This is a genomic window from Serratia sp. LSHTC3, assembly GCF_057197125.1.
In genome coordinates this window covers 1-23,050 of the sequence record NZ_JBXUNP010000005.1, presented here as the reverse complement: position 1 = coordinate 23,050, position 23,050 = coordinate 1, and the positions used below count along the sequence as shown (strand labels likewise).

The window sequence follows — 23,050 nt, the reverse complement described above, 5'->3', positions numbered from 1 at the left end:
TCATTCTCCGGTCGGTAAATCGCTGTGCCAAACCTGGCCGCCGCCCTGCGCCACCTGCAGCTCAAGCTGCGGGTGCGCGCCGCGCGCCGTCACCAGATGATCCACCCGCCCGGCGGGCAGGAAGGGGTAAGGGGCGTAGGTATTGAGCTTGTCGCGGGTGCACAGCACCGCCACGCTGCCGGCGCGCGTCAACAGCCGCTTTTTGAAGGTGGCGTCCTGGTAGCTCAGCGCGGAGAAGCCGCCGGCCGGGTCGTAGGCGCAGATGCCGGTAAACACCAAATCGAAATGGAAACCGTCGATCTCTTCCGCGGCCTTGGCGTCCACGCAGCCGCCGACCTGCGCATCCAACTCGCCGCCGATCAGGATGGTGCGGATCCCCGGCCGCTCCAGCATTTTGCCGGCGATGCTCAATGCATTGGTCACCACCGTCAAACGCCGGTCGCGCGGCAACAGATCCGCCAGATACAGGTGGGTGCTGCCGGCGTCGAGGAAGATCAGCTGTTCTTCACCGATCACCCCCAGCGCGGTCTGCGCCAGCGTCAGCTTCTCGTCACCGCTGAGCGCAATGCGCGTCGCAACGGGGCCTTCGGCCGGCGTCGGCGCTAACGCGCCGCCATAGATGCGTTTACACAGGTTCTGCGCCGCCAGCTGGCGCAGATCGCGGCGAATGGTCGCTTCGGTGGTGTTCAGCCGCTGCGCCATCTCCAGGGCCAGCACCCGCCCCTGTTGGCGGAGCGTGTCAAGAATGGCCTGGTGACGCTCATTCGGTAACAGTTTGGACATCATTTCAATCCGGTGACGCTAAAGTGATCACAAATGTACACAAACAAACACAAACGTACAATGCAGAGCGGAAGAAAAATCGCCGGGCAGGATTTTCGCCTGCGGGATGTTGGCTATACTGAGGCAAGCGAAGTTACCGCAGACGTAACGGCTTGGACGCTAAGGGAAACGATGTTATTGACGATCGCAAGGTGGCTGTTTCAACTCCCCGGGAAGCTGTTCGGGCTGATTTTCAAAAATCGCCTGAGGATATTTTTGTTCTTCATGCTGGTCGCCGTTGGGGTGCTCGGCGCCAAGCGCTATCTGCGCGCCCACCAATATGACGACGAGTTCAGTCTCGCCGCCCCCGCCGATTACAATCGCGCCATCAAGCGCGAAATGCCGCTGCGGGAGGCGCGCGAACAGTGCGGCGGGCCGCTGCATGACAATGCCGGGCAGCCGTGGCCCGCCTCAGCGGGTTATCTGCATCAGCCAACGCGCCTGCCCGCATCCGGCCTGCATCGGCTGACGTTGGATAATCAGGGCAACGATTTCGCGGTGCTGGTCAAGCTGGAAACGCCAGCGGCGCCGCAACAGCTGGCGGAAGTCTTTATTCCGCCCGCCGGCAGCTTCGAGGTGAAAATCAATGCGAACGCGGAACACGTGATGAAAATCAAGAATATCAAGACCGGCTGCATGTTCCGCTCACGGCCGTTCAACCTGGATAAACAGCGTGATTGGCGCATGCCGCTGACGCTGCAGAAGGACGGCAGCCTGCAGCTGCAGCCGATAGGCGGTCGCCAATTCTGATCGGGCGCCGGGCAGCAGAGCCGGCGCCGCATAGGGTTACTTTTTCACCGGATGATCGCGGCGGAACAGTTCCCAGCTTTCAATTTCCTGCCCACTCGGCAAGGTACAGGTAGAATACTGGCCTGCCGCATTCTCTTTGGCGTTCAGCTTGCCGCCGATTTGGGTGCAGTACACGTCGGCCGGGTTCGCCATGCCGATCGGTTTCACCTGCGGCGGTGGCGGCGCATCGTTGGATTTCACGGAACACCCCTGCAACATCGTCATCCCTGCCAGCAGGGAAAGCATCAACGTTTTTTTCATTTTTCCAGCTTATACAAAAACGAACGGCGGAGCGCTCCGCCGTTCTTTGATCATGAAATAAAGGATTTGCCCTGTTTCAGCACCAGATCGCAGGCTTTTTGCTTCACCTTCTCGGTGATCTGCGAGGTGCCCAGGCTGTTCAGATCCAGGCTCTTGCCTTCGCCGGTCTGCAGCAAGCCGCCCAGGCCCTGCTGATAATCCTGGCTCTTGGCGTTTTCGGTGCTGGTGATGCCCAGCTTGCTGAGCAGCTGATCTTTCACCCCTTCGGCACCGTTAGCCGACAGCACGTTGTTTTTCACGCAGTACTGCAGGATACCGGCGGCATTGGTCATGCTGCTGGAGCTCAACGCCTTGTCGCCGCCGTTCAGCAGGCCGGTCAACGAGGAGAGCGACATGCCGCCGCTGCTGTCGCCGCCCGACTTGCTCAGTTCGCCCGCCGCGCTGCTGAGGGAATCCATCAGCCCGGCGGCCTGGGTGGCGCCGCTGGCCAGGGTCGCGGACAGCGCCAAAGCCAGCAATAAACGATGTTTGGTGATCATAGTGGTGAAACTCCTGTCATAACGGCATGCAATCGGCGCAGCGCGCCGGGATACCTCTCCGACGCCGCCTGCGGCGACAAGTTCCTTTTATCTCGCCGCCGCGCCGTTTTTCGGAATTCAGGAAGTTTAGAACTGCCAGCGCAGCCAGGCGAAGAACACGTTGCCGTTGTTATAGGTGCCGGGAATGTAGGTCGCCTGGAACGTCAGCCGCTGATAGCCGATAGAGGCCAGCGGCAGCGGCGCCGGGATAGGGATGTAATTCCAGTTGTCGCGCGCGGTGACGCTGGCGGTGAAGCCCAGCCCCAGGCGGAAATCCTTGTCATCCAGCGGGCGCCAGATCTTCTCGTAGGCGTAGCCGCCGATCGGCTCCCATTTGTTGAAGGAATCCTTGAACGCCATGATGTAGATGCCGTGCCAGTCACCGTCGCTGTCGTAGCGGGAGATGCCGTAACCGGCGCCCCACGGGCGTTCGTTGTACTTATCGATATGCTCATCATCATAAGTCCAACGGTTGTGCCAGGTGATGGCCGGGATATAGAGATCGTGGTTAGGCGAGTTGTTCCAGGTCTCCGCCACGTTATGGGTAAAACGCTGCCATAGACCCGGTTTTTCAGCCTGCGCGGTATTGCCACTTTCTGTACCAACCTCAGCGTAAGAAGGCAGTGCAGGAAATATCAACGCCAGAGAACATGCCAAAAGAGTCCGTTTGAGAAACATCGTAAAGCTCCTGTAAAAATACGGCCGCAGATTTTTACCGATAGCCCAGGCAAGATCAAGCTGTATCTAATTTATCCAACGCCCGTTGTGCTTTGGTTAAGTTTAGCACCGGAAAATTCCCGATAACTTTTAACAGGCTGCACCGGCCTGCGTATGCTATCGCCTTTCGGGCGGCAAAGCCGTGGGAAAAGTCCGCTTTGTCGCACACGACTCGCGGGCAAGGTGCTTGACCAACACATCGACATCGAGACGATTCACAAACTCCAGGGAATAAGAGGAATAGAGACCGAACAGGCGATTTTGGTGCCCGACCACCACCAGATCGATACCGGCCTGATGAATGAAATCGCTGACGTCCTTAAAGCGCCGGATAGTGACGATTTCCTTGACTGCAACCGGCGCCTCGACGGCGCTCACCAGCCGGCTCAGCATCGCCTTGGCGGCGATCACCTCCTGCGCCTGGCGATCTTTGACCAGCGCATCGCTGCCGTACTCCAGCTCCGCATAGTCGGCGTTAAGGTGGCCGACGGTGATGGCGATCGGCAGCCCACCCACCATCGCCACCGTTTTACGCAGCAACGGCAGCCCATCGCGCTCATCGTGAATCAGTACCAGAATGTGTCGATAGCCTTTCATCACACGCCCCCCTCTCAGGCCAGCACCGCTGGGACATGAGCCCCTCTGGTAGGTATACGCCATCTGTGCGCACGTAGAGAAAAGTTTACGTATCACTTCCCACAGAATGTGACGACCGCCACGTTATATTAGCGCCCGTGACGGCGTATTTTAACGCCGGCCCGACGTGGCGCGCATTGCGGCATCTGTAAAGCAAAACTGACAACCATGACCGAATAAAAAAACCTCATTGTTAATTTTTTGTTTTTAATTGGTTGCAGGATAGTTTCTTGAAATAAGCGTGCGGCGGATCACCAAAATGCACCTTTACATGAAGTTGTGCTCTTCTTTCTCAGGCAAAAAGCGTTGCACCGCTTAATGGGATTTAACACGGCTTCAAAAGTACCGGATGATTCACCCTGCATCATGATAAATACCAATCCGCCGCCGTTTTTCTGCTGATATGCCGTCAACGAAAAATACCGCACCGTCCTCCTGCATAATAACCACACTATTTATACATTATTCAATCGCGTAAAGCGCCGAATACAAACCGCCTCTTCCTCGGCCGCTCCTCCTATCTTGAACAAGCCGACACTTTAAATAACTGTTAATGCTAACGACACAACATCGCCAGCAATTTATTTTTGCTGATTTTCGCCTGACAAAATAAAGATAAATAATCCGGAGCAATCAATGAAAATAACTATCGGGTCATTCATTCTGCAACAGCTTCACGCCCTGAACGTCGATCGTATTTACGGCGTGCCCGGCGACTATAACCTCAGCCTGCTGGAGCTGTTGGAAAGCGACGAGCGGCTGGCGTTTGTCGGCAACTGCAATGAATTGAACGCCTCCTACGCCGCCGACGGCTACGCACGGCTGAAAGGCGCCGGCGCGCTGATCGTCACCTACGGCGTCGGCGATCTGGCCGCGCTGTCCGGCATCGCCGGCGCCTATGCCGAATCTTCGCCGGTGGTCTGCATCGCCGGCACGCCGCCGCTGCACGCGATGAAGAATCATCAGCTATTGCACCATACCCTGGGCGACGGCAATTTCGACAACGTCATGAACTGCTTTAAACAATTCACCGTCGCTCAGGCTCTTATCACGCCGGAAAATGCCGCGCAGGAAATTCCACGCGTTATTTCTCGCGCCTGGATAGAGAAGAAACCGGTGTATTTACAGCTGCCGTCTGATATTTGCGACGTCGAAATTGAAATCACCGCAGCCGCAGCAGCGCCGCAATTGCCGGCGAGCGATAAATACAATGTGCAATTGGCGGCAATGGCGCTGTTAACCAAAATAAAGCGCGCGCAGCGCCCGATCATATTGGTCGACCAAATGGTGGATCGCTACCAGTTGCAGCAGTTGGTTATCGATGTCGCTCACCGCTTCGCCATACCGCTGACCAATATGCCAACCGCCAAATGCATTATCCCGGAAAACACTGCCGGCTGGATGGGCGGCTACAGCGGCAACCTGTCGCGCCCCGAATTGTATGAACGCATGGCCCACTCAGACTGCGTGCTGAGTTTCGGCGTGCGTCTGGTGGACTCCACCACCGGCTATTTCTCGCAGCAAATTCCCGCCGCCGCTCAGGTGGATATTCAGCCGTTCTCGATGACGTTGGACAACACCTCCTACCCGGCGGTAGCGACGGCGGATCTGCTGCAGGCGCTGCTGGATCTGAGCGAAGACGCGCCGACGCAGCTTTTATCACCGCTGGCCGATCCGCGTGACAAGCTGGCGACGCCGAGCGACGCGCCTATCGACCAGGCCTATCTGTGGCGGCGGATCCAACGCTTCATCCGGGCGGATGACGTGGTGGTGGTGGAAAACGGCACCTCCGGCGCGGCCATCGGCGGCATGCGCATGCCGGACGGCGTCAAGGTGGTCAACCAACCGATTTGGGGCTCGATCGGTTATACCCTGCCGGCGCTGCTCGGCACCCTGATGGCGGCCCCTGAGCGCCGTCACCTGCTGTTCATCGGCGACGGCTCCTTCCAGCTTACCGCGCAGGAAGTGTCCACCCTGCTGCGCTGCGAACAAAAGCCGATCATCTTCCTGATCAACAACGACGGTTACACTATCGAACGCTATATCCTCGGCGAAAACTCGTCCTACAACGACATCAGCCCGTGGGACTACGCCAAACTGCCGGCGGTATTGAATACCCAGGCGCAGCCGTTCAGCGTGGCGGTGGAAACCACACAACAGCTGGAAATGGCCCTGGAACACGCCTCGCGGCAGGATCGGCTGGCGTTTATCGAGGTGAAAGTGCCGATGATGGACACGCCGCCGGTGATGAAAGAGTTCTGCAACCGCTGCAACAGTTTTAACTTCGGCCTGACCAACCCGCGCCGCAGCGCCTGAGGCGCGATCATCGCGCCGCCGGTGGTTCAGGCCACCGGCGGCGTTTTTCATACCGTTACCCGCCGGCACGCGCCATGCAGCGCTGCCGGCGTTCATCCACCCGCTTGGCGAACCAGGCGGTGGTCAGCTTGCGGGTGATTTTCGGGCTTTCCAGCTGAATACCCGGCAGCATCTCACGCGGCAGCTTGCCGCCCGCCAACGCAAAGACCTTCTTATACAGGTCGGTATCTGCAAAGTCAGCCGTATCGCCTTTCTCAAGCGCCCGGCGAATGGCGCTGTCGCTCATGTTCAGGCGCTTGCCGAGCGTACGCACCGCCAGCTCGGTCGAGCCGGGCTTGTCGCTGCTGAAATCGATCAGATCGCCGTCCAGCGCCAGCGGAATGGCGCTCGCCCGGCTGACCGCGTTTTGGAACGCCGCGTTGCGGCTGGCGTACCAGCCGGCGTTGAAGTCGGCAAAGCGGTAAATCGGCCGGCTGTAATCGGCCGGGTACCCCAGCAAATGCATAATGCCGAAGTACATGCCGCCGCGCCGGCTGAAAACTTCGCGGCGAATCGAGCCGTCGACCGGATAAGGATACCCTTTGGCGTGCGCCTCGGCGAAGGCGATGCTCACCTGCATCGGGCCGCCGGTATGTACCGGGTTCAAATGGCCGAACAGCTTCTGTCCCATCGGCACGCGGTCGATCATGTCATCGAAGATATCGCTCAGATCCTTCTCCGTGCGCACCTTATCCAGACGCTCGCTGTAGCTCTGGCCGTTCGACGACGAGATCTTCAACGCGGTATGCACCAAAAAGTTCGGGATGTGCATCTGATCGGCACGGCGGTCGATCTCTTTCCAGGCGATCTTCGGCAGCCCCGGCACCTGCGGGTTAGCCTGGAACGTCGACTCTTGTTCGGTCACCGCCAGCACCGAACACAGGTTCTCATCGCTCGGTTCAATGCCCTGCGCGGCGAAGGCGGCGGTAATATCGGTGGCCCAGCCCTGACGATCGCCGGCGTTGGCCGGGATCAGCGTCATCAGTCGGGCTTTGACGTCGGCGGGGCGCGCCGCCGGCGCCGTGGTGGTGGTTTTGCTGGTACAGCCCGCCAGCGCCAGCAGCGCGGCCAGGCTCAGCCAACGGAAGGGCATCGGGTGGAATAAACGAGATATCGGCATCTTTTCCCTGAACGTGATGACATGAACAGCACTGAAATTAGCCCAGCCGCCGCGCACAATCCAGTATAAAGATATCGCCGCGCCTTTCCGTCAGGCCGCTATGTTCAAACGATCGATAAAGATGTATTTTATATGCATCATATAAATCACTTTGTTTGCCCAGCCAGAGGAGCCCCCTATGGAGCAGCAGCTGCTTTGCTATAAAACCCTGCCGGAATGGAACAGCGACACACTGCCGGAAGCCTTTCGCCAGCGCCACAACACCCAGAGCGGCACCTGGGCGAAGCTCACCGTGCTGAGCGGCAACCTGACGTTCGCCATGATGACCGAAGACGGCGCCACCACCGAGACCTGGCAGTTTAGCCCCGAAAGCCAGCCGCCGTTTATCACGCCGCAGCAGTGGCATCGCATCGTTTCCTTCTCGGACGACATGACCTGCCGGCTGGCGTTCTACTGCACGCCGGAAGATTACTACCACAAGAAATACGAACTGACGCGCACCCACTCCGAAGTGATCGAGGCGGCGGCGCGCATCGCACCGGGCAAGGCGCTGGATCTGGGCTGCGGCGGCGGCCGCAATTCGCTCTATCTCAATCTGAAAGGTTTCGACGTCACCGCCTGGGACAAGCACGCGCCGTCGATAGCTCGCCTCAATCAGATCATCGACGCCGAGCAGCTGACCCGCCTGAGCGCCGGGGTGCAGGATCTCAATACTCACCGCTTCAGCGGCGAGTACGACTTCATCCTGTCCACCGTGGTGTTGATGTTTCTCGAGCGCCAGCAGATCCCGCATATCGTGCAAAACATGCAGGACAGCACCGTGCCCGGCGGCCATAATCTGATCGTGGCGGCGATGGATACCGAAGATTATCCCTGCCCGCTGCCGTTCCCGTTCACCTTCAAGCCGGGCGAGCTGAAGCTCTATTATCGCGACTGGCAGATCCTCAAATACAACGAGGACATCGGCCAACTGCACAAGACCGACGCCGCCGGCAACCGCATCTCGCTGCGCTTCGCCACCCTGCTGGCGCGCAAGCTATAACGCGTCGTGAAAGATCACCCCTAGCGTGTGGCGTTGGCCGGTGCGTATCCGGCTGACGCCGTGGCGCAGATTGACCCGATAGTAGCCTCTCGCCCCGGCCACCGGCCGATGGTGCACCGCGAACACCACCGCGTCACCCTGCTGCAAGGGCACCACCTCCGGCCGGCTCTGCATCCGCGGCCGCTGCTCGGTCAGCACAAACTCGCCGCCGGTGAAGTCCTGCCCGGGGGCGGAAAGCAGGAACGCCACCTGCAGCGGAAACACCCGTTCGCCGTACAGATCCTGATGCAGGCAGTTGTAATCCCCCTCCGTGTAACGCAACAGCAGCGGCGTTGGCCGCCGCTGGCCGGCCTGATGGCATTCAGTCAGGTAGGTCTCGTGTTCGGCGGGATAGCGCGCCGCCAGACCCAGCATGGCGTTCCAGCGATTGGCCAACGGCGCCAACCGCGCGTACAGCAGGCCGCGCACTTCGGCCACCGGGGGCGGTAACGGATACGCAAAATACTGGTACTCGCCGCGGCCAAAACCGTGCCGCGCCATGACGATGCGGCTGCGAAAATGTTCGCCATGCGGATAAAGCGCCGCCAATTGCCGGCACAGCTCGGCGCTGAGCACGCCCGGCAGGCGCGCCCCCCCTTGCGCATCAAGTTCGCGTTCGATCGCCGCCCAGTCCAATTCGGCCAACCGCGCCGCCAGCGCGCCGCTCATCGCTGCGCCTCCTTTTCCAGCAAGGCTTTCTTGCGCTCGACGCCCCAGCGATAACCGGACAAGGCGCCGTCGTTGCGCACCACCCGGTGACAGGGGATTGCCACCGCCAGCACGTTGGCGGCGCAGGCGCCGGCCACCGCGCGCACCGCCTTCGGCGCGCCGATGCGCCGGGCGATATCGGCATAGCTGACGGTTTCGCCGACCGGTATCGCCTGCAGCGCCCGCCAGACCCGCTGTTGAAACGCAGTGCCGCGAATATCCAGCGGCAGCGCCAGCCCGCTCTCCGGCGCTTCGATCAGGCCCACCACCTGCGCCATCAGCGCTTCATACTGCGCGTCACCGCCGATCAGCTCGGCGTTGGGGAATTTATCCTGCAGATCCTGCACCAGCTGCTGCGCATCGTCCCCCAGCAGAATGGCGCAAATACCCACCTCGCTCTGCGCCGCCAGGATCTCACCCAGCGAACAGCGCCCAACAGCAAAATGGATGCGCATGCCTTTGCCGCCCGCCCGGTAGGCTTTCGGCGTCATGCCCAGCGCGGCGTTGGCTTGCTGGTAAAAGCGGCCGTTGGCGCCATAGCCGGCGTCGAATATCGCGTCGGTCACCGTCTCCTGCTGTGAAAGACCGGTGCGCAAGCGCTGGCTGCGCTGCGCGTCGGCGTAGCCTTTCGGCGTCAGGCCGGTGATCGCTTTGAACAGCCGGTGGAAATGGTATTGGCTCAACCCGACGTGGCGCGCCAGCGTCTGCAGCGACGGCGCTTTCTCCGCCCGTTCGATATAGCGGCAGGCCTCGGCTATCTGCCGCGCATGCTGCTCCGTCAACGGCGTCAGCCCCTGGCGGCAGCGTTTGCAGGGCCGATAACCCGCCGCCTCCGCCTGTTCCGCATCGTCGAACAGCTCCACGTTTTGCCGATTCGGCTGGCGTGACGGGCAGGAAGGCGAGCAATACACGCCGGTGGTTTTCACCGCGTAGATAAAGCGGCCGTCGGCGTGCTTGTCGCGGCTGACGATCGCCAGCCAGCGCGGATCGGCGCTGTCGATTACGTTTTTCATCATCCGTTCCTCACTGCGGTTTCGATGTTAACCAGCATAGTGACGGGCCGTTGGCGAAACACGCCGACTCTTGCTTTTTAATTCGACGCCGACGTTTTCAACAATGTTTCGACAATTTTTAACCAACAACATGAAGTTTATTACGTTGCCAACCCGCTTGCACGGCGTTAGGATCGCGGCCGGCCACGGGCGTGGCCAGTGTTTTTGCCTGTTAGTTGCGCGCATGGAGAGGTTATTGTGTTAGAGAGTTTTGGCGTCCTGAATTTATGGACCTATTTGGCCGGGGTGGTCTTCATCATCATTCTGCCGGGGCCGAATACGCTGTACGTGCTGAAAACCGGCATATCGCGCGGCGTGCGCGCCGGCTACACCGCGGCGCTGGGCGTGTTTATCGGCGATGCGATCCTGATCTTCTGCGCCTATATCGGCGTGGCGTCGCTGATCCGCACCACGCCGTTCCTGTTTACCCTGGTGCGTTTTCTCGGCGCGATTTACCTGCTGTTCCTCGGCGCAAAAATCCTCTACGCCACCTTCGTGCAGAAGGCACAGGCGCAACAGCAGCAAATTGAAGGCGGCCACAGCATTCTGCGCAAGTCGCTGACGCTGAGCCTGACCAACCCGAAAGCCATTCTGTTTTACGTGTCGTTCTTCGTGCAGTTCATCGACTTCAACTACGCGCACACCGGGCTGTCGTTCACCATTCTGGCGCTGATCCTCGAAGCCGTCAGCTTTATCTACATGAGCACGCTGATCTTCTCCGGCGCGATGCTGGCGCATTTCTTCAACCACAAGAAAGGCCTGGCGAAGCTCGGCAACGGCCTGATCGGCCTGCTGTTCCTCGGTTTCGCCACCCGTCTGGCGACCCTGAGCTCGTGATCCCTCCCGGCCGGCGCCCGCCGGCCGCGGTTTACTCTCCCGTCACGGCAAAATGACACGCAGGACAAACCGAATGTCAGGCAGACCAAAGCCGCCGCTTTCCCACTGATCTAGACTTGCAGGGTTAACGATAACCTGATGAGCCTGATCGGAGGATGTATGTCTGACAATACCGTAGCCGTGCTGGATAGCGTGTCGCGTTTTCTCGATCGTCAGCATGGGCTGTATATCGACGGCCAGTGGCGCGCGTCCGCCGCGGAAGGCCGCCTGGCGGTGTACAACCCCGCCAATGGGCAGCAGATCGCCACCACCGCCGACGCCAATGAACACGACGTCGCGCTGGCGGTGCAGTCCGCCCACAAAGCCTTCAGCGAAGGCGTCTGGGCGCAGCGTCTGCCGGTAGAGCGTGAACGCATCCTGCTGCGCTTCGCCGATCTGGTGGAGCAGCACGCCGAAGAATTGGCGCAGCTCGAAACCCTTGAACAGGGCAAATCCATCAACATCGCCCGCGCCTTCGAAGTCGGCAGCACCCTGAACTGGATGCGCTACACCGCCGGGCTGGCGACCAAAATCACCGGCCAGACGCTGGATGTCTCCATTCCGATGCCACCGGGCGCCAAATATCAGGTTTATACCCGCAAAGAGCCGATCGGCGTGGTCGCCGGCATCGTGCCCTGGAACTTCCCGCTGATGATCGGCATGTGGAAAGTGATGCCAGCGCTGGCCGCGGGCTGCTCCATCGTCATCAAGCCCTCGGAAACCACCCCGCTCACCCTGCTGCGCATCGCCGAACTGGCGAGCGAAGCCGGCGTGCCGCCGGGCGCGTTCAACGTGGTCACCGGCCGCGGCACCGTGTGCGGCAAGGCGCTGACCGAACATCCGCTGATCGCCAAAGTCAGCTTTACCGGCTCCACGCCGGTGGGCAAAAGCATCGCGCGCGCGGCGGCGGATCGCCTGACCCGCGTGACGCTGGAGCTGGGCGGCAAAAACCCGGCCATCGTGCTGAAAGATGCCGATCCGCAGCAGGTGATCGAAGGCCTGATGCTCGGCAGCTTCCTCAACCAGGGGCAGGTGTGTGCCGCCAGCTCGCGAATCTATATCGAAGCGCCGATTTATGATCGGTTGGTGGCCGGATTCGAACAGGCGGTGAAATCGCTGTCGGTCGGGCCGGGGATGGATACCGGCGCGCAAATCAACCCGCTGGTGTCGCTCGCGCACCGCAACAAGGTGGCGGCCTACCTGGACGACGCCCGGGCGAAAAACGCCGAGCTTATCGGCGGCGCGGCCGGGCCGGACGCCAACGGCTTCTACATTCCGCCGACCCTGGTGATCAACCCGGACGATCGGCTGAACCTGACGCGCGAGGAAGTGTTCGGCCCGGTGGTCAACCTGATCCGGGTGGCGAGCGCCGAAGAAGCGCTGAGCAAGGCCAACGACACCGACTTCGGGCTGACCGCCAGCCTGTGGACCACCAGCCTGCAGCAGGCGATGGCGCTGACGCCGCGCATTCAGGCCGGCACCGTGTGGGTCAACACCCATACGCTGATCGACCCGAACATGCCGTTCGGCGGGTTCAAACAGTCGGGCAGCGGCCGTGATTTCGGCCCGGATTGGCTGGACGCTTACACCGAGTCGAAATCGGTTTGCATCCGCTATTGAGTGAAGCGGCGCGGGCCTGGCCCGCGCCCTGGCTTACTGATACTGCCGGCGGTACTCGCTCGGCGACATGCCGAAACGCTGCTTGAAAGCGGTCGAGAAATGGCTGTGATCGGCGAAGCCCCAGTCGAGGCTGACTCCGGCCAGCTTTTCTTGCCCGGCGGCGCTGCGCAGCGCCTGCGCGCACAGATCCAGCCTGCGGTTCCTGATGTACTGGGCCACCACCAGCCCCTGGCGGGCGAACAGCCGATACAGACTGCGCAGCGACACCCCCAACTCGGCCGCCACCCACTCAGGGCGCAGCTGCGCCGACTGAATATGCCTGTCGATCAACGCCAGCGCCTTGTCGAAGACCGGTTGTTGCCCCTCCGGACGCGCCTGTTCGAGCGCCAACGCCGGGCGCAGCAGCGCCGCCAGCGCATTCAGCACCGCCTCGCTTTCCGCCGCGGCGAGCTGAGGATCCTGCATGCTGCTCAGCACCAGCTGGCGGCTGAGGCGCACCGCGCTGAGCTCGGCCCCGAGACGCTGCGCACCAGGCGGCGGCAGCGGCAGGCAGCCGCGCGGCAACAACAGGGAGATTTGGCGCGAATCGCGCTGGAAGGTGAAGCTGCTGGGCCGTGAGGCATCGATCAGCGTCATGTCGCCGGGGGAGAGCAGCGTTTGGCGATCGCCCTGCTCCATCAACGCACTGCCGCGCAGCTGGATGACGGTGAAAAAGTGCGCGCCGTCGCTGCGGGCGATCTCACGCGGCGTGCGGTACAACCGGGCCTGAGACACGTCGACCACGCTCAGGCGCAGGGCATGGGCGCGAAACTCCTGCATCGCCCCGCGAAAGCCGGGCCCCAACGTTTTCGCGCAGAATCGGCCGCAGGCGGTGTTGATTTTCCCCAGCCACTCTTCGAAGCCGACGTCCCGGAGCGTTGCCAATGCCGTCATGATCTCTCCCTTCAAACAGCAGCGGAGCTGCGCCGTTGAACAGAAAAACACCATAACAATCCGTTAACACACAATCAATGGCGAGCGGGGGATTTGGCACCGCGATCACAGATCATCGGGTGCCGAAGGGAGAACCACCTTAAGGCTGTTTGTCCAACAGGTAACGCACCACCGCCGCGTACTCTTTGGCGTAGCCTTCAACACTGGTGGCGGCCATGCCGGCATTGTCTATCTTGTATTGGCCGGCCACGTAGAACGACGGGGTGCCGCGCACGTCAAACGCTTTCACCGCTTCATTCTGCTTGGCGATCAACCCTTTGACCAGCAGGCTGTGGCGCGCGTTTTCATAGGTGGCGGCATCGATGCCGGCCGCCGTGAACACCCGCTGAATATCGTCGGCGCCGTTGACGGCGTGCTGTTTTTGCACCGCGTCGAACATCGCCCCTTCAATCTTGTCTTCCACGCCCAGCACCGTCGCCACCGCCCAGGCTTCAGTCAGCGCATTGCCCAGTTTGCCCATCAGGCTGACGTGATATTTGGTGACCTTCTCGCCCGCGGGCAGCGCCTGCGCCACGGTGCTGCCTACGCGGTAGGTTTCGGCGAACTGATAGCAAGGCCCGCAGTAGAAGGAGAAGAACTCCACCACCGCCGGTGCGGCGGCCACCGGCTTATCCAGCCGGGTATATTGCTCGCCCGCACGGTAATCCGCGGCCTGAACCGCGGGCAGCGCCAACATCAATACGACGGCGGCGGCGAACGAACGCTTAACTTTTGCCAACATAAACACTCCTGGTTTCTTCTATGAACATCGTCCTTAGCGGCGGTTTTTATAATCAAATAACCGCCAGAAGACCAGTTTTTATTACCTTCTATTTGTGAGGGATTAAGTCAGCGCCCTTCGTAGCCGTCCCAATAGGCGCCTACCGCTTCCTGCGACAGCACCTGGCGGCGTTTAGGATTGTCGGTGCTGCTGTAGGCGCGATTGATGAAAATGGTTTTGTGTTCCATGTTCTGCTGGAATTCCGCGCTGGCCAGGTAGTCGGCCTTTTTCTGCGCTTCGCTGCGCGCCACGCCCGCCGCGCGATCCTTTTTCCCCTGCTGATAGAACTGTTCGAACATCGGCACGGCGTTTTTAATGCTGCCGTTCACATCGGTGCGGAATTGCGGATCGAAGTCGTCGCGGGTTTGATAAACGTAGTGTTTGGCATGCTGCTCTGCGCTGCTGAGGGAGTGGGTGCAGGCGCTGAGCGCCAACAGCGGCAACAGCAGCGCCGCGCTTTTCAGTCTTTTCATGTCGTCTGTCCCTGTCAGTGAGGAAGGTTCCTTTAGCGCCAAGAGCATAGCGCCGGCCCCCGGTGAACGTCAAACGACAAAATACGCATCACTTTGTTTTATATTAATATTATATACATTGATTGGTATTCATTGCCTGAAACACTATGCTTTAACAGAACAGGGTAAACACTCACCGACAGCGAGGCGGCCAATGAAACCGATCGACAAAAGCGTGGGGGAGTACGACCTCACGGCGGAAAAAAAAGCGGGCATGATCACCGGCACCATCCGCGGTGAACTGCCGGACAGCGACGCCAATCTGCCGCTGCTGCCCTTCTCCGGCACCTTCGCCGGCCCGAGCGTGGCCGAAGCCATCGCCGATATTCAGCAGCAGTTCCCCGACATCGAACCGGCGATTATCGACGATTTGCGCGAGGAACTGCTGAAGGCCGGGTTCTAAGCCGGATCTCGGTGCCGCACGAACGGACTGTAGACCGGCGCGCCGGGCTTCAGCGCCAAATCGGCGTCAAAATCTTCATTACGGTTGAACGGCACCGCCGGCCAGGCGGCAAGGTCGCTTATGCCAGCCCGATATGCCTGCGTCACCTGCGCCAACGCGGCGTTTTGCGCCTGCCGCTCCTCGCCCGCCAGCCCGCCGCGCACGCCATAGACCAGGAACGGCTCCAGCACGCTAAAGCCGATATAGTGCAGCGCATGCATGATCGGCCACAGCATCAGCCGCATGTCGCCGTCGCGCCCGTCCGACGCGCAGGCCTGTGCGGAAGCGCCGGCGGTGACGGTCAGCAGCGCCCGCTTGCCGCGCATCACGCCGTTCTCATGGCGGTGGCGGCTGTCGTAGAGCCCGCCGTAAACAAACACCCGATCCATCCAGCCCTTGATGATGGCCGGCGCGCCGAACCACCAGAAAGGAAACTGCAGCACCAGCGTATCCGCCCAGCGCAGCAGCTCGATATGCCGCCGGATCTCCGCCGGCAGCGCCTGGATCGTCCAGTGATGGCGCTGCTCCTGCATCGCATCGAACCGGTCCGCCTGCTTTCTGCTGGGGTAGTGGCCGGCGCCCTCGCGCGGATCAAACCCCTCCTGATACAGATCGACCGTTTTCACCTGATGCCCCTGCGCCAGCCAGGCCTGCCGCGCCTGTTCGGCCAAATGGGCATTGAAAGAATGCGGCTCGGGGTGAGCCAGCACAATCAGCACGTTCATCCTGTTTCTCCCGTTGTAAGGTGGTGCTGTTATGCTGTGGCTTTATCGCCCCCTTGGCAATTACGCACCTGAAGGTAACCCCCAATGGCTTATCCCGGCGACGTCTATTCGAGCAAGTGCTCCGCGCGCGATGCGCTGGCGCTGATTTCCGGCAAGTGGGTGATGCTGATCCTGCCCGCGCTGGCGCAGCGGCCGATGCGCAACGGCGAGCTGCTGCGCCGCATCGACGGCATTTCGCAGAAGGTGCTGACGCAAACGCTGCGCCAGCTGGAACGCAACGGGCTGCTCGAGCGGCTGGATTTAAGTGAAAAGAATCAGGCCCATGTGGAATACCGCCTCAGCGCCGTCGCCTGCTCGCTGGTCGAGACACTGACGGCGCTGGATAAGTGGGCGGAATACCACTTCCCCGAGCTGGACGCCGCCCGCGAGCGCTATGATGCAGACCGCAAACGCGAGGCCGATTAAAGCGGTTTGGCCCGCAGCGTCTCGCCGCTGCGCACGAAGTTGCCCGCCCCCAGATGATGAATGGTGTGCAGATCCGCATTGGCGGCGGTGAAGTGCCAGTGCCCCTGTTGGAACACCCGCTCGTCCGCCGCCGCGCTCAGCACCTCGCCGAAGCAGGTGTCGTATTTTTCCTGCGCGCCGCTTTCCGGCAGCAGCCGACACTCCAGCCACGCCACGCAACCCTCTTCGATCAGCGGCACCTGCAGCGCTGCACTCGGCGCCGCTGCGATATGGAAACGGGAAAATTTGTCTTCATCCAGCCCGGACACGCTGCCGACCGCGTAGGTGGCGTCAATGAACATCGCCGCCGGCACGCAAATGCCGAATGCGCCGCTCTCCTCGATCATTTGCCGGCTGTGCGCCCCTTTGTCCACCACGATGGCGATGCGCGGCGGGCTGAACTCCACCGGCATCGACCAGGCGGCGGCCATCACGTTACGTTTGGCGCCGTCGCGGCTGCGGCTGGTGATCAAGACCGTCGGGCCATGGTTCAGCAGGCGGCTGGCGTGTTCGAGGGCAACAGGGCGAAAGTGGCTCATCGGGAAATCCTTGCGAGTGACTGTTTGCCCAGCAGTGTAGATCTGCGCCGCAATGGCAGGCAACGCGGGGCGCACAGAATGCACCGATGAGGCGCTTGTTCCCGATCTCGCCATCCGTTATCTATAGTTAGATCAATTCGCCGGTAACGGCTCATTCCACCTGAGGATCTTGCCTTGACGTTTTTAAAACACCCTATCGCCGGATTGATGCTGGCCGGCTGCGGCCTGTTGTCGGCGGGCGGCGCGCTGGCCGCTTCCGATGCGCTGGTGTACTGCACCGTCGCCTCGCCGGAATCGTTCAACCCGCAGCTCTCCAGCTCCGGGCCGACCTTTATCGCCACCTCGCAGGTGCTGTACAACCGCCTGGTGACGCTGCGCGAAAGCGATAAAACGCCCGCCCCTTCGCTGGCCACCGAGTGGAGCGTCAGCCCGGACGGCAAGACCTACACCTTCACCCTGCGCCAGGGCGTGAAATTCAACAGCAACAAATACTTCACCCCAACGCGCGACTTCAACGCCGAAGACGTGGTGTTCACCGTGATGCGGCAGAAGGATCCCGCCAACCCGTATCACAAGGTCTCCGGCGGCAACTATGAATACTTCACCGACATGGGCCTGGATAAGCTGATCACCAAGGTGGAAGCGGTGGACGAGCACCACGTGCGCTTCACGCTGAGCCAGCCCAACGCCGCCTTCGTCGCCGACTGGGCGATGGATTTCGCCTCGATCCTGTCCGCCGAGTACGCCGACGCGATGCTGAAAAAGGGCACGCCGGAATACGTCGACAACTGGCCGATCGGCACCGGGCCGTTCGCGCTGCAGCAGTACAAGCAGGATTCGCTGATCCGCTACATCGCCAACCCGCACTACTGGCAGGGCGACGTGGCCAGCAAGCACCTGATCTTCTCGATTACGCCGGATCCGCAAACCCGGCTGGCCAAGCTGAAAACCAACGAATGCCAGATCATCCCGGCACCGCTGCCGGAGCAATTCGCCGCCATCAAGGCCGACGGCAACCTGCAACTGCACGACATTACCGGGCTGAACGTCGGCTATCTGGCGTTCAACACTCAGAAAAAACCGTTCGATAACCTGCTGGTGCGCCAGGCGCTGAGCTACGCGGTAGACAAGAAAGCGATCGTCGCCGCCGTGTTCAAAGACAGCGGCACCCCGGCCAACTCGCTGCTGCCGCCGGGCATGCTGGGCTACAACGATAAACTGCCGGAGTACGCCTACGATCCGCAGAAGGCGCGCGAACTGCTGAAGCAAGCCGGGCTGGAGCAGGGCTTTGAGACCGACATCTGGTCGATGCCGGTACAGCGCCCTTACAACCCGAACTCGAAGCGCATCGCCGAGATGATTCAGAGCGACTGGGCGAAGGTGGGCGTGAAGGCCAAGATCGTCACCTGGGAGTGGGGCCAGTATCTGGCCGGGCTGCGCAAAGGCGAGCAACAGAGCGCGCTGTACGGCTGGGTGTCCGACAATGGCGATCCGGATAACTTCGCCACCCTGCTCGGCTGCGCCGGCGTGCAGAGCGGCGCCAACGTGGCGCGCTGGTGCGATAAGGATTATGACAGCCTGATCCAGCAGGCGATCCAGGAGAACCAGCCGCAGGCGCGCGCCAGGCTGTATCAACAGGCGCAGGTGATCTTCGCCAAACAGGCGCCGTGGCTGCCGCTGGCCACCGGCAAAGTGTTCTACGCCACCCGCAGCAACCTGAGCGGCTACGTGGTGGACGTGAACGGCAGCGACTTCGCCAAGGCCAAATTAAACTGATCCCAGGCGCCGCGGCGAGAGCTGCGGCGCTACCCGCCTCATCGCTTAATAAGCTGCCAGCCTCTGAACCTACCGCGCATTAACTTCACAACTTACGATGCTAACTGCCCCCCCCTGTCGCCAGGCACTTAACCCACTAAATTCATAGCTTAATAAGCGGCGTAATCCCTGGCATTTTGCTTAAACTGCATGCAGGCGCTTTCCTCGCCTGTAACATTTAGTTACCATCGGCACACAGACCCTTTAACATCAAAAGGTAACCCGGTGCAGAACACCTACATGCCGTGGCAAATTCGCCTGCACTGGCTGGTGGCGATCCTGCTGGTCATCACCTGTGTCACCATCGAGCTGCGCGGCTATGCCGAACCGGGCAGCGCCCCCTGGTACGCGCTGGTTGTCACCCACTTCAGCTGCGGCGTAACGGTGTTTGCGCTGATGATCGCCCGTCTGTTCCTGCGCTGGCGCTACCCCTCGCCCGCCATCGCGCCCAAACCGCCGAAGTGGCAAACCGGCCTGGCGCACCTGACGCACGCCCTGATTTACCTGCTGCTGCTGACGCTGCCAGTGCTGGGGGTGTATTCGCGCTATCTGGGCGGCAAGGAGTGGTATCTGTTCGGCCTGTCGATGCCGTTCGCCGACGTGGCCGATCGGCCGCAGGCACGAATGATTATCGGCTGGCACAAAACGCTGGCGTCATTCGGCTACTGGCTGATCGGCCTGCATACCGCCGCCGCGCTGTTCCACCACTATATCGTCAAGGACAATGCGCTGGTACGCATGCTGCCGCTGATGAAAAAACGCTGAATACCCGGCGCCAGGGATGAATTTTCGGGCCACGCCCACTGACAGGGAATGACATGCAAACCCAATTTTTTAATGTGACCGTCGAACAATGCGCCTGCCAGCAGACGGCGCCCGACAATCTGGTGAGGATCATCGCCTCCGGCCAGACGTTCTTTTTTTACCGCGACGACTTCAGCGACAGCGAAAATCTGCTGGCCAGGCTCGCCGCCGGCGATCGGGTGAAGATCGGTGCCCACCGCCTGCAAGACGGCAGCTACTGGCTGCACTGGCTGCTGCACGGCACGAAAGGCCGGCTGGAGCCTGACAGAACGCTGAAATACAAGCTGAAATACTTCGCCCTGCTGCTGCTGGGCGCGGTGCTGGCCGGCGGTTTCCCGGCGGCCTTTTTCATCATGGACGGGGAAGATTCCTGGCTGACCATCGTCCTGTTCTTTATCGCCATCATCGCCGGCCTTATCGGCATCGGCATGGCGCTGTTCGTCGGTTCGGAGCTCCTGCTGATCGGACACCGCGGCCGCAGGCGCCTGCTCCGGGCGCTGGATCGCGTGCTGCTGGGGCAAGACGTCACGCCGCCCGGCTCGCTCAGCCTGAAAATCCCCGGCATCAAATACCGGGCCGTCCGCGCAGACGCTGTGCCGGCGACCGCACCGCTGCAGACCGCGCCCCCTCTCCCGGACGGCGTCGAGACCTCCGGCATCGAGACGGTCAACGCCCTGAACTACGAACTCTGCCACTATGAGATCCCGCGGCAGGTGCAGTATTTGGATACGTATGCGTGGCGTCAGAAGGAGACGCACTTCGCGTTGACGACCCGCGCGCTCAATGTCCCCAATACCAAACTGCATCCGGTATTTCGTCGGCAACATCCGCTTTTCATCGCCAAAGGCGATCCGCTGCAGGTGCTGTATTGCGAGAACGACGTCATTCCCGAGTTGCCCAAAGTGCGTGGGATCATCAATCATCGCGATCGCCAAACCTATCTCATCGGCGGCAGCCGCTACTTCACCGAAGCCGGTCTTAACCTGTGCGCGCGCGTTGTCTTCATTTTTGGGGCAATCGTGGCGTGTTTTGTACTCGGCATGATGGTGGTGGATAACGCCGATACCCCGGCCGGCTTTCACCTGGATGCCTGGACCCTGAAGCGTCTCGGCAGCGAATTGCCGCCGATTATTCTGCTGCTGATGCTGATGGTCAGCGGCCTGGCGCTGTTGATCGAGGGGTTCGCCCAGATCTGCCGCCTGTACTCTTTTGACCAGCACCGCACGTTTAAAACGTTTAAATACCTGAGAAATCTGCGCCGCAGTTTATGGCGGCAGGCTCAGGTGACGGAGCTGAAATGATGACGTTAGCGCTTTATAAAAGACCCCTTATTATCCTGACGCTGTTTTTGGCCAGCGCGCTGGGCGTCTATTTGCTCGCCCCTGAGCAACGCTATGCGCAGTGGCAATGGACTCAGGGCGACCAGGCGTTGCCGACGATAGCCCGTTACGATCTCATCCACAGCTACCCGGCGCAGGACGGCGCCCTGCTGCTCACCAGCAAAAGAAGTGAAGACCGCGCGTACAATAGCTTTTACGGCTGGGCGGCCAACTACCTCAGCCAGGTGCTGTTTGCCGGCCCAAAAGGGTTACAGATGCTGGGGGAACTCGACGACTTGATCCATGATGCGGTTTGCGGCGAGCAGGAGTGCGTGCTTTTTCTCTCTAAGGGCCGCAGACTGGTTGATGTGCAACGAGGCACCATCGGGGCGCTGATCCCCTGGCCGGAGGGCGACGACAACCGGCCTTCCTTTGTCGGCGGCAAACTGGTGGCGCAACCGGGAAAACGCGCGCTGTATCTCATCAGCACCGAAGGCGTATTCTACAGCCCGGACTTCGGCGCCCATTGGCGGCAGACGCTGGATCTGTCGGCGCTGCTGGACGCGCGGCAACTGCTGGGCTTTGAGCGCGGCGAGGAGGACTCACCGACGGCTTACGCCTCCGGTAAGCGCAAATCCGTACCCGAGATCTTCACCGCCGTTGATGGCGATCGCGTGCATTTCTGGATGAACCCGGTGCTCGGATCCGGCGCGTTACACATCGCCGTTAACGGTAAAACCGGCGAGGTGATTGAACTGCATTGGCTGCTGGTGCGCGTGGAGGAAAGCGCGCAGGCTCCGGATGGCGGCATCTACCTGATCGCCCAAACGCTGGACAGAGGAGTGTATCAGCTTCTGCGTTATCAATCCGACGGGCAGTTGAAGGTGCTGCTGGAGACCGGCGATAAATCGCTGTATCAGCTCTGGGCGGGCAACGATAAGCTGGTCGCCCAAACGGATAACGGCGATGCCCGTCTTTCGCTGATTTTCGATCTGCGCTCATCCGAAGTGCGCTACCGACAGCCGTTGGAGTACCGCTACAACGGGCGCGACGACGCACGCCAAACCGTGATCGAACCGGAAAGCCACTATGGCGATGACGGGGAGACCCCGGCGCTGCCCTACTTCATTCGCTATCGCTCCACCACGCCGTGAACATAAGGAACTTGCCATGCTGTTAGGTTATGGCGCCGGCGTCGCCGGCCTGCTGGCGCTGTTATTGGCCCTGCTGCTCGCCGGCATCCTGCTCGCCTGGTGGGGCTGGCGATATGCCGCCGCCCGCTGCGGCCGCCCGCGCCCGCCGCTTTCCTGGGGCGGCTATCTGTTGGCCTCGGCGCTGGCGATCTACCCGGTAGCGTTCGCGCTGATGCTGATCGACATTGCCATCCAGGATCTCAAGAGCCAGCGGGCGGAAGAACGCTGGAATCGGCGCAGCTACCTGACGCTCGAGGCGGCCAGGCCGTTCGGCGAAATCACCCTGCCAAAGGGAAGCTGGGTAAACCGGCAGGAGCCGCGCCAGCCCGGCACCGAAGACAGCCCCATCACGATGGACGGTGTAACCGCCGTGCGCTTCCCTCAGCCGCAAAGCGTGGCCGGCGTGCCGATCATCGCTTTTGAGGTTTTACCGCCGGTGATGGAGCTGGCAGATGCGCATACCTTCACCCGTCCAACCGGCCAAAGGGCGCACTGCGAAGCCGGTTGGCTGGTCTCTTTCTCTTTGCCGTCGGATCAGCCGACCCCGCAGTGGGAGGAGTGGCAGGCCGGGCTGCCCGCAGCGGCGTTTCGGCCCAGCGGCTGGCTCTTTAAGGAGTGCTTCTCCGGCAGCCCTATCGCAGTACTGACCTTGCAGCACGGCGAAGTCAGGGTGCTGCCTTAAGCGTTAGACCGTGGCGTAATTTTCAAAAGGCCGTTCCGGCAGATCTCAGTGAAGACAGCACCAACGCTATCCCTTGAAGATCAGTCGGGAGTTGGTCTGATTGCGAAAGCGCAGCTGATCGATACCGATCTGCGAGCGATTCGCCGC

Annotated in this window: 25 protein-coding genes; 12 read left to right on the top strand and 13 right to left on the bottom strand. The window is 61.0% G+C overall.

Going from position 1 to position 23,050, the window contains the following annotated elements; all coding sequences use genetic code 11:
* Entirely contained in the window at window positions 1-783 is a 783-nt protein-coding gene (locus AC2CGI_RS18400; protein WP_021504716.1) for a DeoR/GlpR family DNA-binding transcription regulator, read from the bottom strand.
* Window positions 784-954: 171 nt separating this feature from the next.
* Here AC2CGI_RS18400 and AC2CGI_RS18395 point away from each other — a divergent pair, with 171 nt between their 5' ends.
* Window positions 955-1,572 carry a hypothetical protein gene (locus AC2CGI_RS18395; RefSeq protein WP_076740523.1) on the top strand — a complete coding sequence of 206 codons (618 nt, stop codon included), beginning with the start codon at window positions 955-957 and terminating at the stop codon, window positions 1,570-1,572.
* A 36-nt stretch (window positions 1,573-1,608) separates the two neighbouring features.
* Here the strand turns inward: AC2CGI_RS18395 and AC2CGI_RS18390 are convergent, their stop codons facing one another.
* The 4 genes from AC2CGI_RS18390 to AC2CGI_RS18375 all read right to left on the bottom strand — a co-directional run bounded on the left by AC2CGI_RS18390 (window position 1,609) and on the right by AC2CGI_RS18375 (window position 3,764).
* The gene (locus tag AC2CGI_RS18390; protein WP_004940597.1) at window positions 1,609-1,872 is read right to left on the bottom strand and encodes a putative hemolysin; all 264 of its coding nucleotides are present in this window, start codon (window positions 1,870-1,872) and stop codon (window positions 1,609-1,611) included.
* A gap of 50 nt (window positions 1,873-1,922) precedes the next feature.
* On the bottom strand, window positions 1,923-2,411 hold the full coding sequence (locus AC2CGI_RS18385) for a YjjA family protein (RefSeq protein WP_015376789.1): 489 nt from the start codon (window positions 2,409-2,411) through the stop codon (window positions 1,923-1,925).
* 126 nt (window positions 2,412-2,537) lie between these two features.
* Window positions 2,538-3,128: a lipid IV(A) palmitoyltransferase PagP gene (gene pagP / locus AC2CGI_RS18380; RefSeq protein ID WP_015376788.1), complete on the bottom strand. Its 591-nt coding sequence runs from the start codon at window positions 3,126-3,128 to the stop codon at window positions 2,538-2,540.
* Between the two features lie 156 nt (window positions 3,129-3,284).
* Complete coding sequence (locus AC2CGI_RS18375) at window positions 3,285-3,764, bottom strand: adenine nucleotide alpha hydrolase family protein (protein WP_015376787.1); 480 nt, start codon at window positions 3,762-3,764, stop codon at window positions 3,285-3,287.
* 675 nt (window positions 3,765-4,439) lie between these two features.
* Here AC2CGI_RS18375 and AC2CGI_RS18370 point away from each other — a divergent pair.
* The gene (locus AC2CGI_RS18370; protein WP_076740524.1) at window positions 4,440-6,119 is read left to right on the top strand and encodes an alpha-keto acid decarboxylase family protein; all 1,680 of its coding nucleotides are present in this window, start codon (window positions 4,440-4,442) and stop codon (window positions 6,117-6,119) included.
* A gap of 55 nt (window positions 6,120-6,174) precedes the next feature.
* Here the strand turns inward: AC2CGI_RS18370 and AC2CGI_RS18365 are convergent, their stop codons facing one another.
* Window positions 6,175-7,278: a DUF1615 domain-containing protein gene (locus AC2CGI_RS18365; protein ID WP_050501289.1), complete on the bottom strand. Its 1,104-nt coding sequence runs from the start codon at window positions 7,276-7,278 to the stop codon at window positions 6,175-6,177.
* A gap of 178 nt (window positions 7,279-7,456) precedes the next feature.
* On the opposite strand from AC2CGI_RS18365, the gene tehB reads away from it, so the two are divergent.
* Entirely contained in the window at window positions 7,457-8,320 is an 864-nt protein-coding gene (gene tehB / locus AC2CGI_RS18360; RefSeq protein ID WP_076740525.1) for an SAM-dependent methyltransferase TehB, read from the top strand.
* Here tehB and AC2CGI_RS18355 read toward each other — a convergent pair.
* Window positions 8,315-9,028, bottom strand: coding sequence for a 2OG-Fe(II) oxygenase (locus AC2CGI_RS18355; RefSeq protein ID WP_076740526.1), 714 nt, complete (start codon window positions 9,026-9,028; stop codon window positions 8,315-8,317). The two genes, tehB and AC2CGI_RS18355, sit on opposite strands and share 6 nt — an antisense overlap.
* The gene (gene ada, locus AC2CGI_RS18350; RefSeq protein ID WP_049242853.1) at window positions 9,025-10,080 is read right to left on the bottom strand and encodes a bifunctional DNA-binding transcriptional regulator/O6-methylguanine-DNA methyltransferase Ada; all 1,056 of its coding nucleotides are present in this window, start codon (window positions 10,078-10,080) and stop codon (window positions 9,025-9,027) included. Before ada ends, AC2CGI_RS18355 begins: the two co-directional genes overlap by 4 nt.
* Before the next feature lie 237 nt (window positions 10,081-10,317).
* Here ada and leuE point away from each other — a divergent pair, with 237 nt between their 5' ends.
* Together leuE and AC2CGI_RS18340 are read left to right on the top strand one after the other, a co-directional pair.
* Entirely contained in the window at window positions 10,318-10,956 is a 639-nt protein-coding gene (gene leuE, locus AC2CGI_RS18345) for a leucine efflux protein LeuE (protein WP_004940625.1), read from the top strand.
* 159 nt (window positions 10,957-11,115) lie between these two features.
* Window positions 11,116-12,615, top strand: a complete 1,500-nt coding sequence (locus tag AC2CGI_RS18340; protein WP_004940628.1) for an aldehyde dehydrogenase family protein — start codon at window positions 11,116-11,118, stop codon at window positions 12,613-12,615.
* Window positions 12,616-12,648: 33 nt separating this feature from the next.
* Here AC2CGI_RS18340 and feaR read toward each other — a convergent pair whose 3' ends face one another.
* From feaR to AC2CGI_RS18325, 3 genes are all read right to left on the bottom strand, one after another.
* The gene (feaR, locus tag AC2CGI_RS18335) at window positions 12,649-13,548 is read right to left on the bottom strand and encodes a transcriptional regulator FeaR (RefSeq protein ID WP_021504724.1); all 900 of its coding nucleotides are present in this window, start codon (window positions 13,546-13,548) and stop codon (window positions 12,649-12,651) included.
* 139 nt (window positions 13,549-13,687) lie between these two features.
* On the bottom strand, window positions 13,688-14,329 hold the full coding sequence (locus AC2CGI_RS18330; RefSeq protein WP_076740527.1) for a DsbA family protein: 642 nt from the start codon (window positions 14,327-14,329) through the stop codon (window positions 13,688-13,690).
* 107 nt (window positions 14,330-14,436) lie between these two features.
* On the bottom strand, window positions 14,437-14,841 hold the full coding sequence (locus AC2CGI_RS18325) for an Exc2 family lipoprotein (protein WP_015376778.1): 405 nt from the start codon (window positions 14,839-14,841) through the stop codon (window positions 14,437-14,439).
* A gap of 193 nt (window positions 14,842-15,034) precedes the next feature.
* Here AC2CGI_RS18325 and AC2CGI_RS18320 point away from each other — a divergent pair, with 193 nt between their 5' ends.
* Window positions 15,035-15,283: a hypothetical protein gene (locus AC2CGI_RS18320; protein ID WP_004940639.1), complete on the top strand. Its 249-nt coding sequence runs from the start codon at window positions 15,035-15,037 to the stop codon at window positions 15,281-15,283.
* On the opposite strand, the gene AC2CGI_RS18315 is transcribed toward AC2CGI_RS18320, so the two are convergent.
* Window positions 15,280-16,047: an NAD(P)H-dependent oxidoreductase gene (locus AC2CGI_RS18315; RefSeq protein WP_076740528.1), complete on the bottom strand. Its 768-nt coding sequence runs from the start codon at window positions 16,045-16,047 to the stop codon at window positions 15,280-15,282. The genes AC2CGI_RS18320 and AC2CGI_RS18315 overlap by 4 nt on opposite strands.
* An 84-nt stretch (window positions 16,048-16,131) precedes the next feature.
* Here AC2CGI_RS18315 and AC2CGI_RS18310 point away from each other — a divergent pair, with 84 nt between their 5' ends.
* Entirely contained in the window at window positions 16,132-16,512 is a 381-nt protein-coding gene (locus tag AC2CGI_RS18310; protein ID WP_004940645.1) for a winged helix-turn-helix transcriptional regulator, read from the top strand.
* Here the strand turns inward: AC2CGI_RS18310 and AC2CGI_RS18305 are convergent.
* Window positions 16,509-17,090 (bottom strand): flavin reductase family protein, encoded by a 582-nt coding sequence (locus AC2CGI_RS18305; protein WP_076740529.1) that lies wholly within the window; start codon window positions 17,088-17,090, stop codon window positions 16,509-16,511. The genes AC2CGI_RS18310 and AC2CGI_RS18305 overlap by 4 nt on opposite strands.
* Window positions 17,091-17,297: 207 nt before the next feature.
* Here AC2CGI_RS18305 and AC2CGI_RS18300 point away from each other — a divergent pair, with 207 nt between their 5' ends.
* From AC2CGI_RS18300 to AC2CGI_RS18280, 5 genes are all read left to right on the top strand, one after another.
* A complete protein-coding gene (locus AC2CGI_RS18300; RefSeq protein WP_076740550.1) occupies window positions 17,298-18,866 on the top strand; it encodes an ABC transporter substrate-binding protein in 1,569 nt (522 codons plus the stop codon).
* A gap of 279 nt (window positions 18,867-19,145) precedes the next feature.
* Window positions 19,146-19,670 carry a cytochrome b561 gene (cybB, locus tag AC2CGI_RS18295; protein WP_015376774.1) on the top strand — a complete coding sequence of 175 codons (525 nt, stop codon included), beginning with the start codon at window positions 19,146-19,148 and terminating at the stop codon, window positions 19,668-19,670.
* Between the two features lie 53 nt (window positions 19,671-19,723).
* A complete protein-coding gene (locus AC2CGI_RS18290) occupies window positions 19,724-21,010 on the top strand; it encodes a hypothetical protein (RefSeq protein WP_015376773.1) in 1,287 nt (428 codons plus the stop codon).
* Window positions 21,007-22,182, top strand: a complete 1,176-nt coding sequence (locus tag AC2CGI_RS18285; protein WP_076740530.1) for a hypothetical protein — start codon at window positions 21,007-21,009, stop codon at window positions 22,180-22,182. The genes AC2CGI_RS18290 and AC2CGI_RS18285 overlap by 4 nt, the downstream gene beginning before the upstream one ends.
* Window positions 22,183-22,198: 16 nt before the next feature.
* Window positions 22,199-22,903 carry a hypothetical protein gene (locus AC2CGI_RS18280; RefSeq protein WP_004940661.1) on the top strand — a complete coding sequence of 235 codons (705 nt, stop codon included), beginning with the start codon at window positions 22,199-22,201 and terminating at the stop codon, window positions 22,901-22,903.
* Window positions 22,904-23,050: the final 147 nt, after the last annotated feature.

Excerpts from the sequence above, each read along its gene's own strand:
- AC2CGI_RS18400 (WP_021504716.1), bottom strand. The coding sequence starts at position 783 with ATGTCCAAACTGTTACCGAATGAGCGTCACCAGGCCATTCTTGACACG.
- AC2CGI_RS18395 (WP_076740523.1), top strand. The coding sequence starts at position 955 with ATGTTATTGACGATCGCAAGGTGGCTGTTTCAACTCCCCGGGAAGCTG.
- AC2CGI_RS18390 (WP_004940597.1), bottom strand. The coding sequence starts at position 1,872 with ATGAAAAAAACGTTGATGCTTTCCCTGCTGGCAGGGATGACGATGTTG.
- AC2CGI_RS18385 (WP_015376789.1), bottom strand. The coding sequence starts at position 2,411 with ATGATCACCAAACATCGTTTATTGCTGGCTTTGGCGCTGTCCGCGACC.
- pagP (WP_015376788.1), bottom strand. The coding sequence starts at position 3,128 with ATGTTTCTCAAACGGACTCTTTTGGCATGTTCTCTGGCGTTGATATTT.
- AC2CGI_RS18375 (WP_015376787.1), bottom strand. The coding sequence starts at position 3,764 with ATGAAAGGCTATCGACACATTCTGGTACTGATTCACGATGAGCGCGAT.
- AC2CGI_RS18370 (WP_076740524.1), top strand. The coding sequence starts at position 4,440 with ATGAAAATAACTATCGGGTCATTCATTCTGCAACAGCTTCACGCCCTG.
- AC2CGI_RS18365 (WP_050501289.1), bottom strand. The coding sequence starts at position 7,278 with ATGCCGATATCTCGTTTATTCCACCCGATGCCCTTCCGTTGGCTGAGC.
- tehB (WP_076740525.1), top strand. The coding sequence starts at position 7,457 with ATGGAGCAGCAGCTGCTTTGCTATAAAACCCTGCCGGAATGGAACAGC.
- AC2CGI_RS18355 (WP_076740526.1), bottom strand. The coding sequence starts at position 9,028 with ATGAGCGGCGCGCTGGCGGCGCGGTTGGCCGAATTGGACTGGGCGGCG.
- ada (WP_049242853.1), bottom strand. The coding sequence starts at position 10,080 with ATGAAAAACGTAATCGACAGCGCCGATCCGCGCTGGCTGGCGATCGTC.
- AC2CGI_RS18340 (WP_004940628.1), top strand. The coding sequence starts at position 11,116 with ATGTCTGACAATACCGTAGCCGTGCTGGATAGCGTGTCGCGTTTTCTC.
- feaR (WP_021504724.1), bottom strand. The coding sequence starts at position 13,548 with ATGACGGCATTGGCAACGCTCCGGGACGTCGGCTTCGAAGAGTGGCTG.
- AC2CGI_RS18330 (WP_076740527.1), bottom strand. The coding sequence starts at position 14,329 with ATGTTGGCAAAAGTTAAGCGTTCGTTCGCCGCCGCCGTCGTATTGATG.
- AC2CGI_RS18325 (WP_015376778.1), bottom strand. The coding sequence starts at position 14,841 with ATGAAAAGACTGAAAAGCGCGGCGCTGCTGTTGCCGCTGTTGGCGCTC.
- AC2CGI_RS18320 (WP_004940639.1), top strand. The coding sequence starts at position 15,035 with ATGAAACCGATCGACAAAAGCGTGGGGGAGTACGACCTCACGGCGGAA.
- AC2CGI_RS18315 (WP_076740528.1), bottom strand. The coding sequence starts at position 16,047 with ATGAACGTGCTGATTGTGCTGGCTCACCCCGAGCCGCATTCTTTCAAT.
- AC2CGI_RS18310 (WP_004940645.1), top strand. The coding sequence starts at position 16,132 with ATGGCTTATCCCGGCGACGTCTATTCGAGCAAGTGCTCCGCGCGCGAT.
- AC2CGI_RS18305 (WP_076740529.1), bottom strand. The coding sequence starts at position 17,090 with ATGAGCCACTTTCGCCCTGTTGCCCTCGAACACGCCAGCCGCCTGCTG.
- AC2CGI_RS18300 (WP_076740550.1), top strand. The coding sequence starts at position 17,298 with ATGCTGGCCGGCTGCGGCCTGTTGTCGGCGGGCGGCGCGCTGGCCGCT.
- cybB (WP_015376774.1), top strand. The coding sequence starts at position 19,146 with ATGCCGTGGCAAATTCGCCTGCACTGGCTGGTGGCGATCCTGCTGGTC.
- AC2CGI_RS18290 (WP_015376773.1), top strand. The coding sequence starts at position 19,724 with ATGCAAACCCAATTTTTTAATGTGACCGTCGAACAATGCGCCTGCCAG.
- AC2CGI_RS18285 (WP_076740530.1), top strand. The coding sequence starts at position 21,007 with ATGATGACGTTAGCGCTTTATAAAAGACCCCTTATTATCCTGACGCTG.
- AC2CGI_RS18280 (WP_004940661.1), top strand. The coding sequence starts at position 22,199 with ATGCTGTTAGGTTATGGCGCCGGCGTCGCCGGCCTGCTGGCGCTGTTA.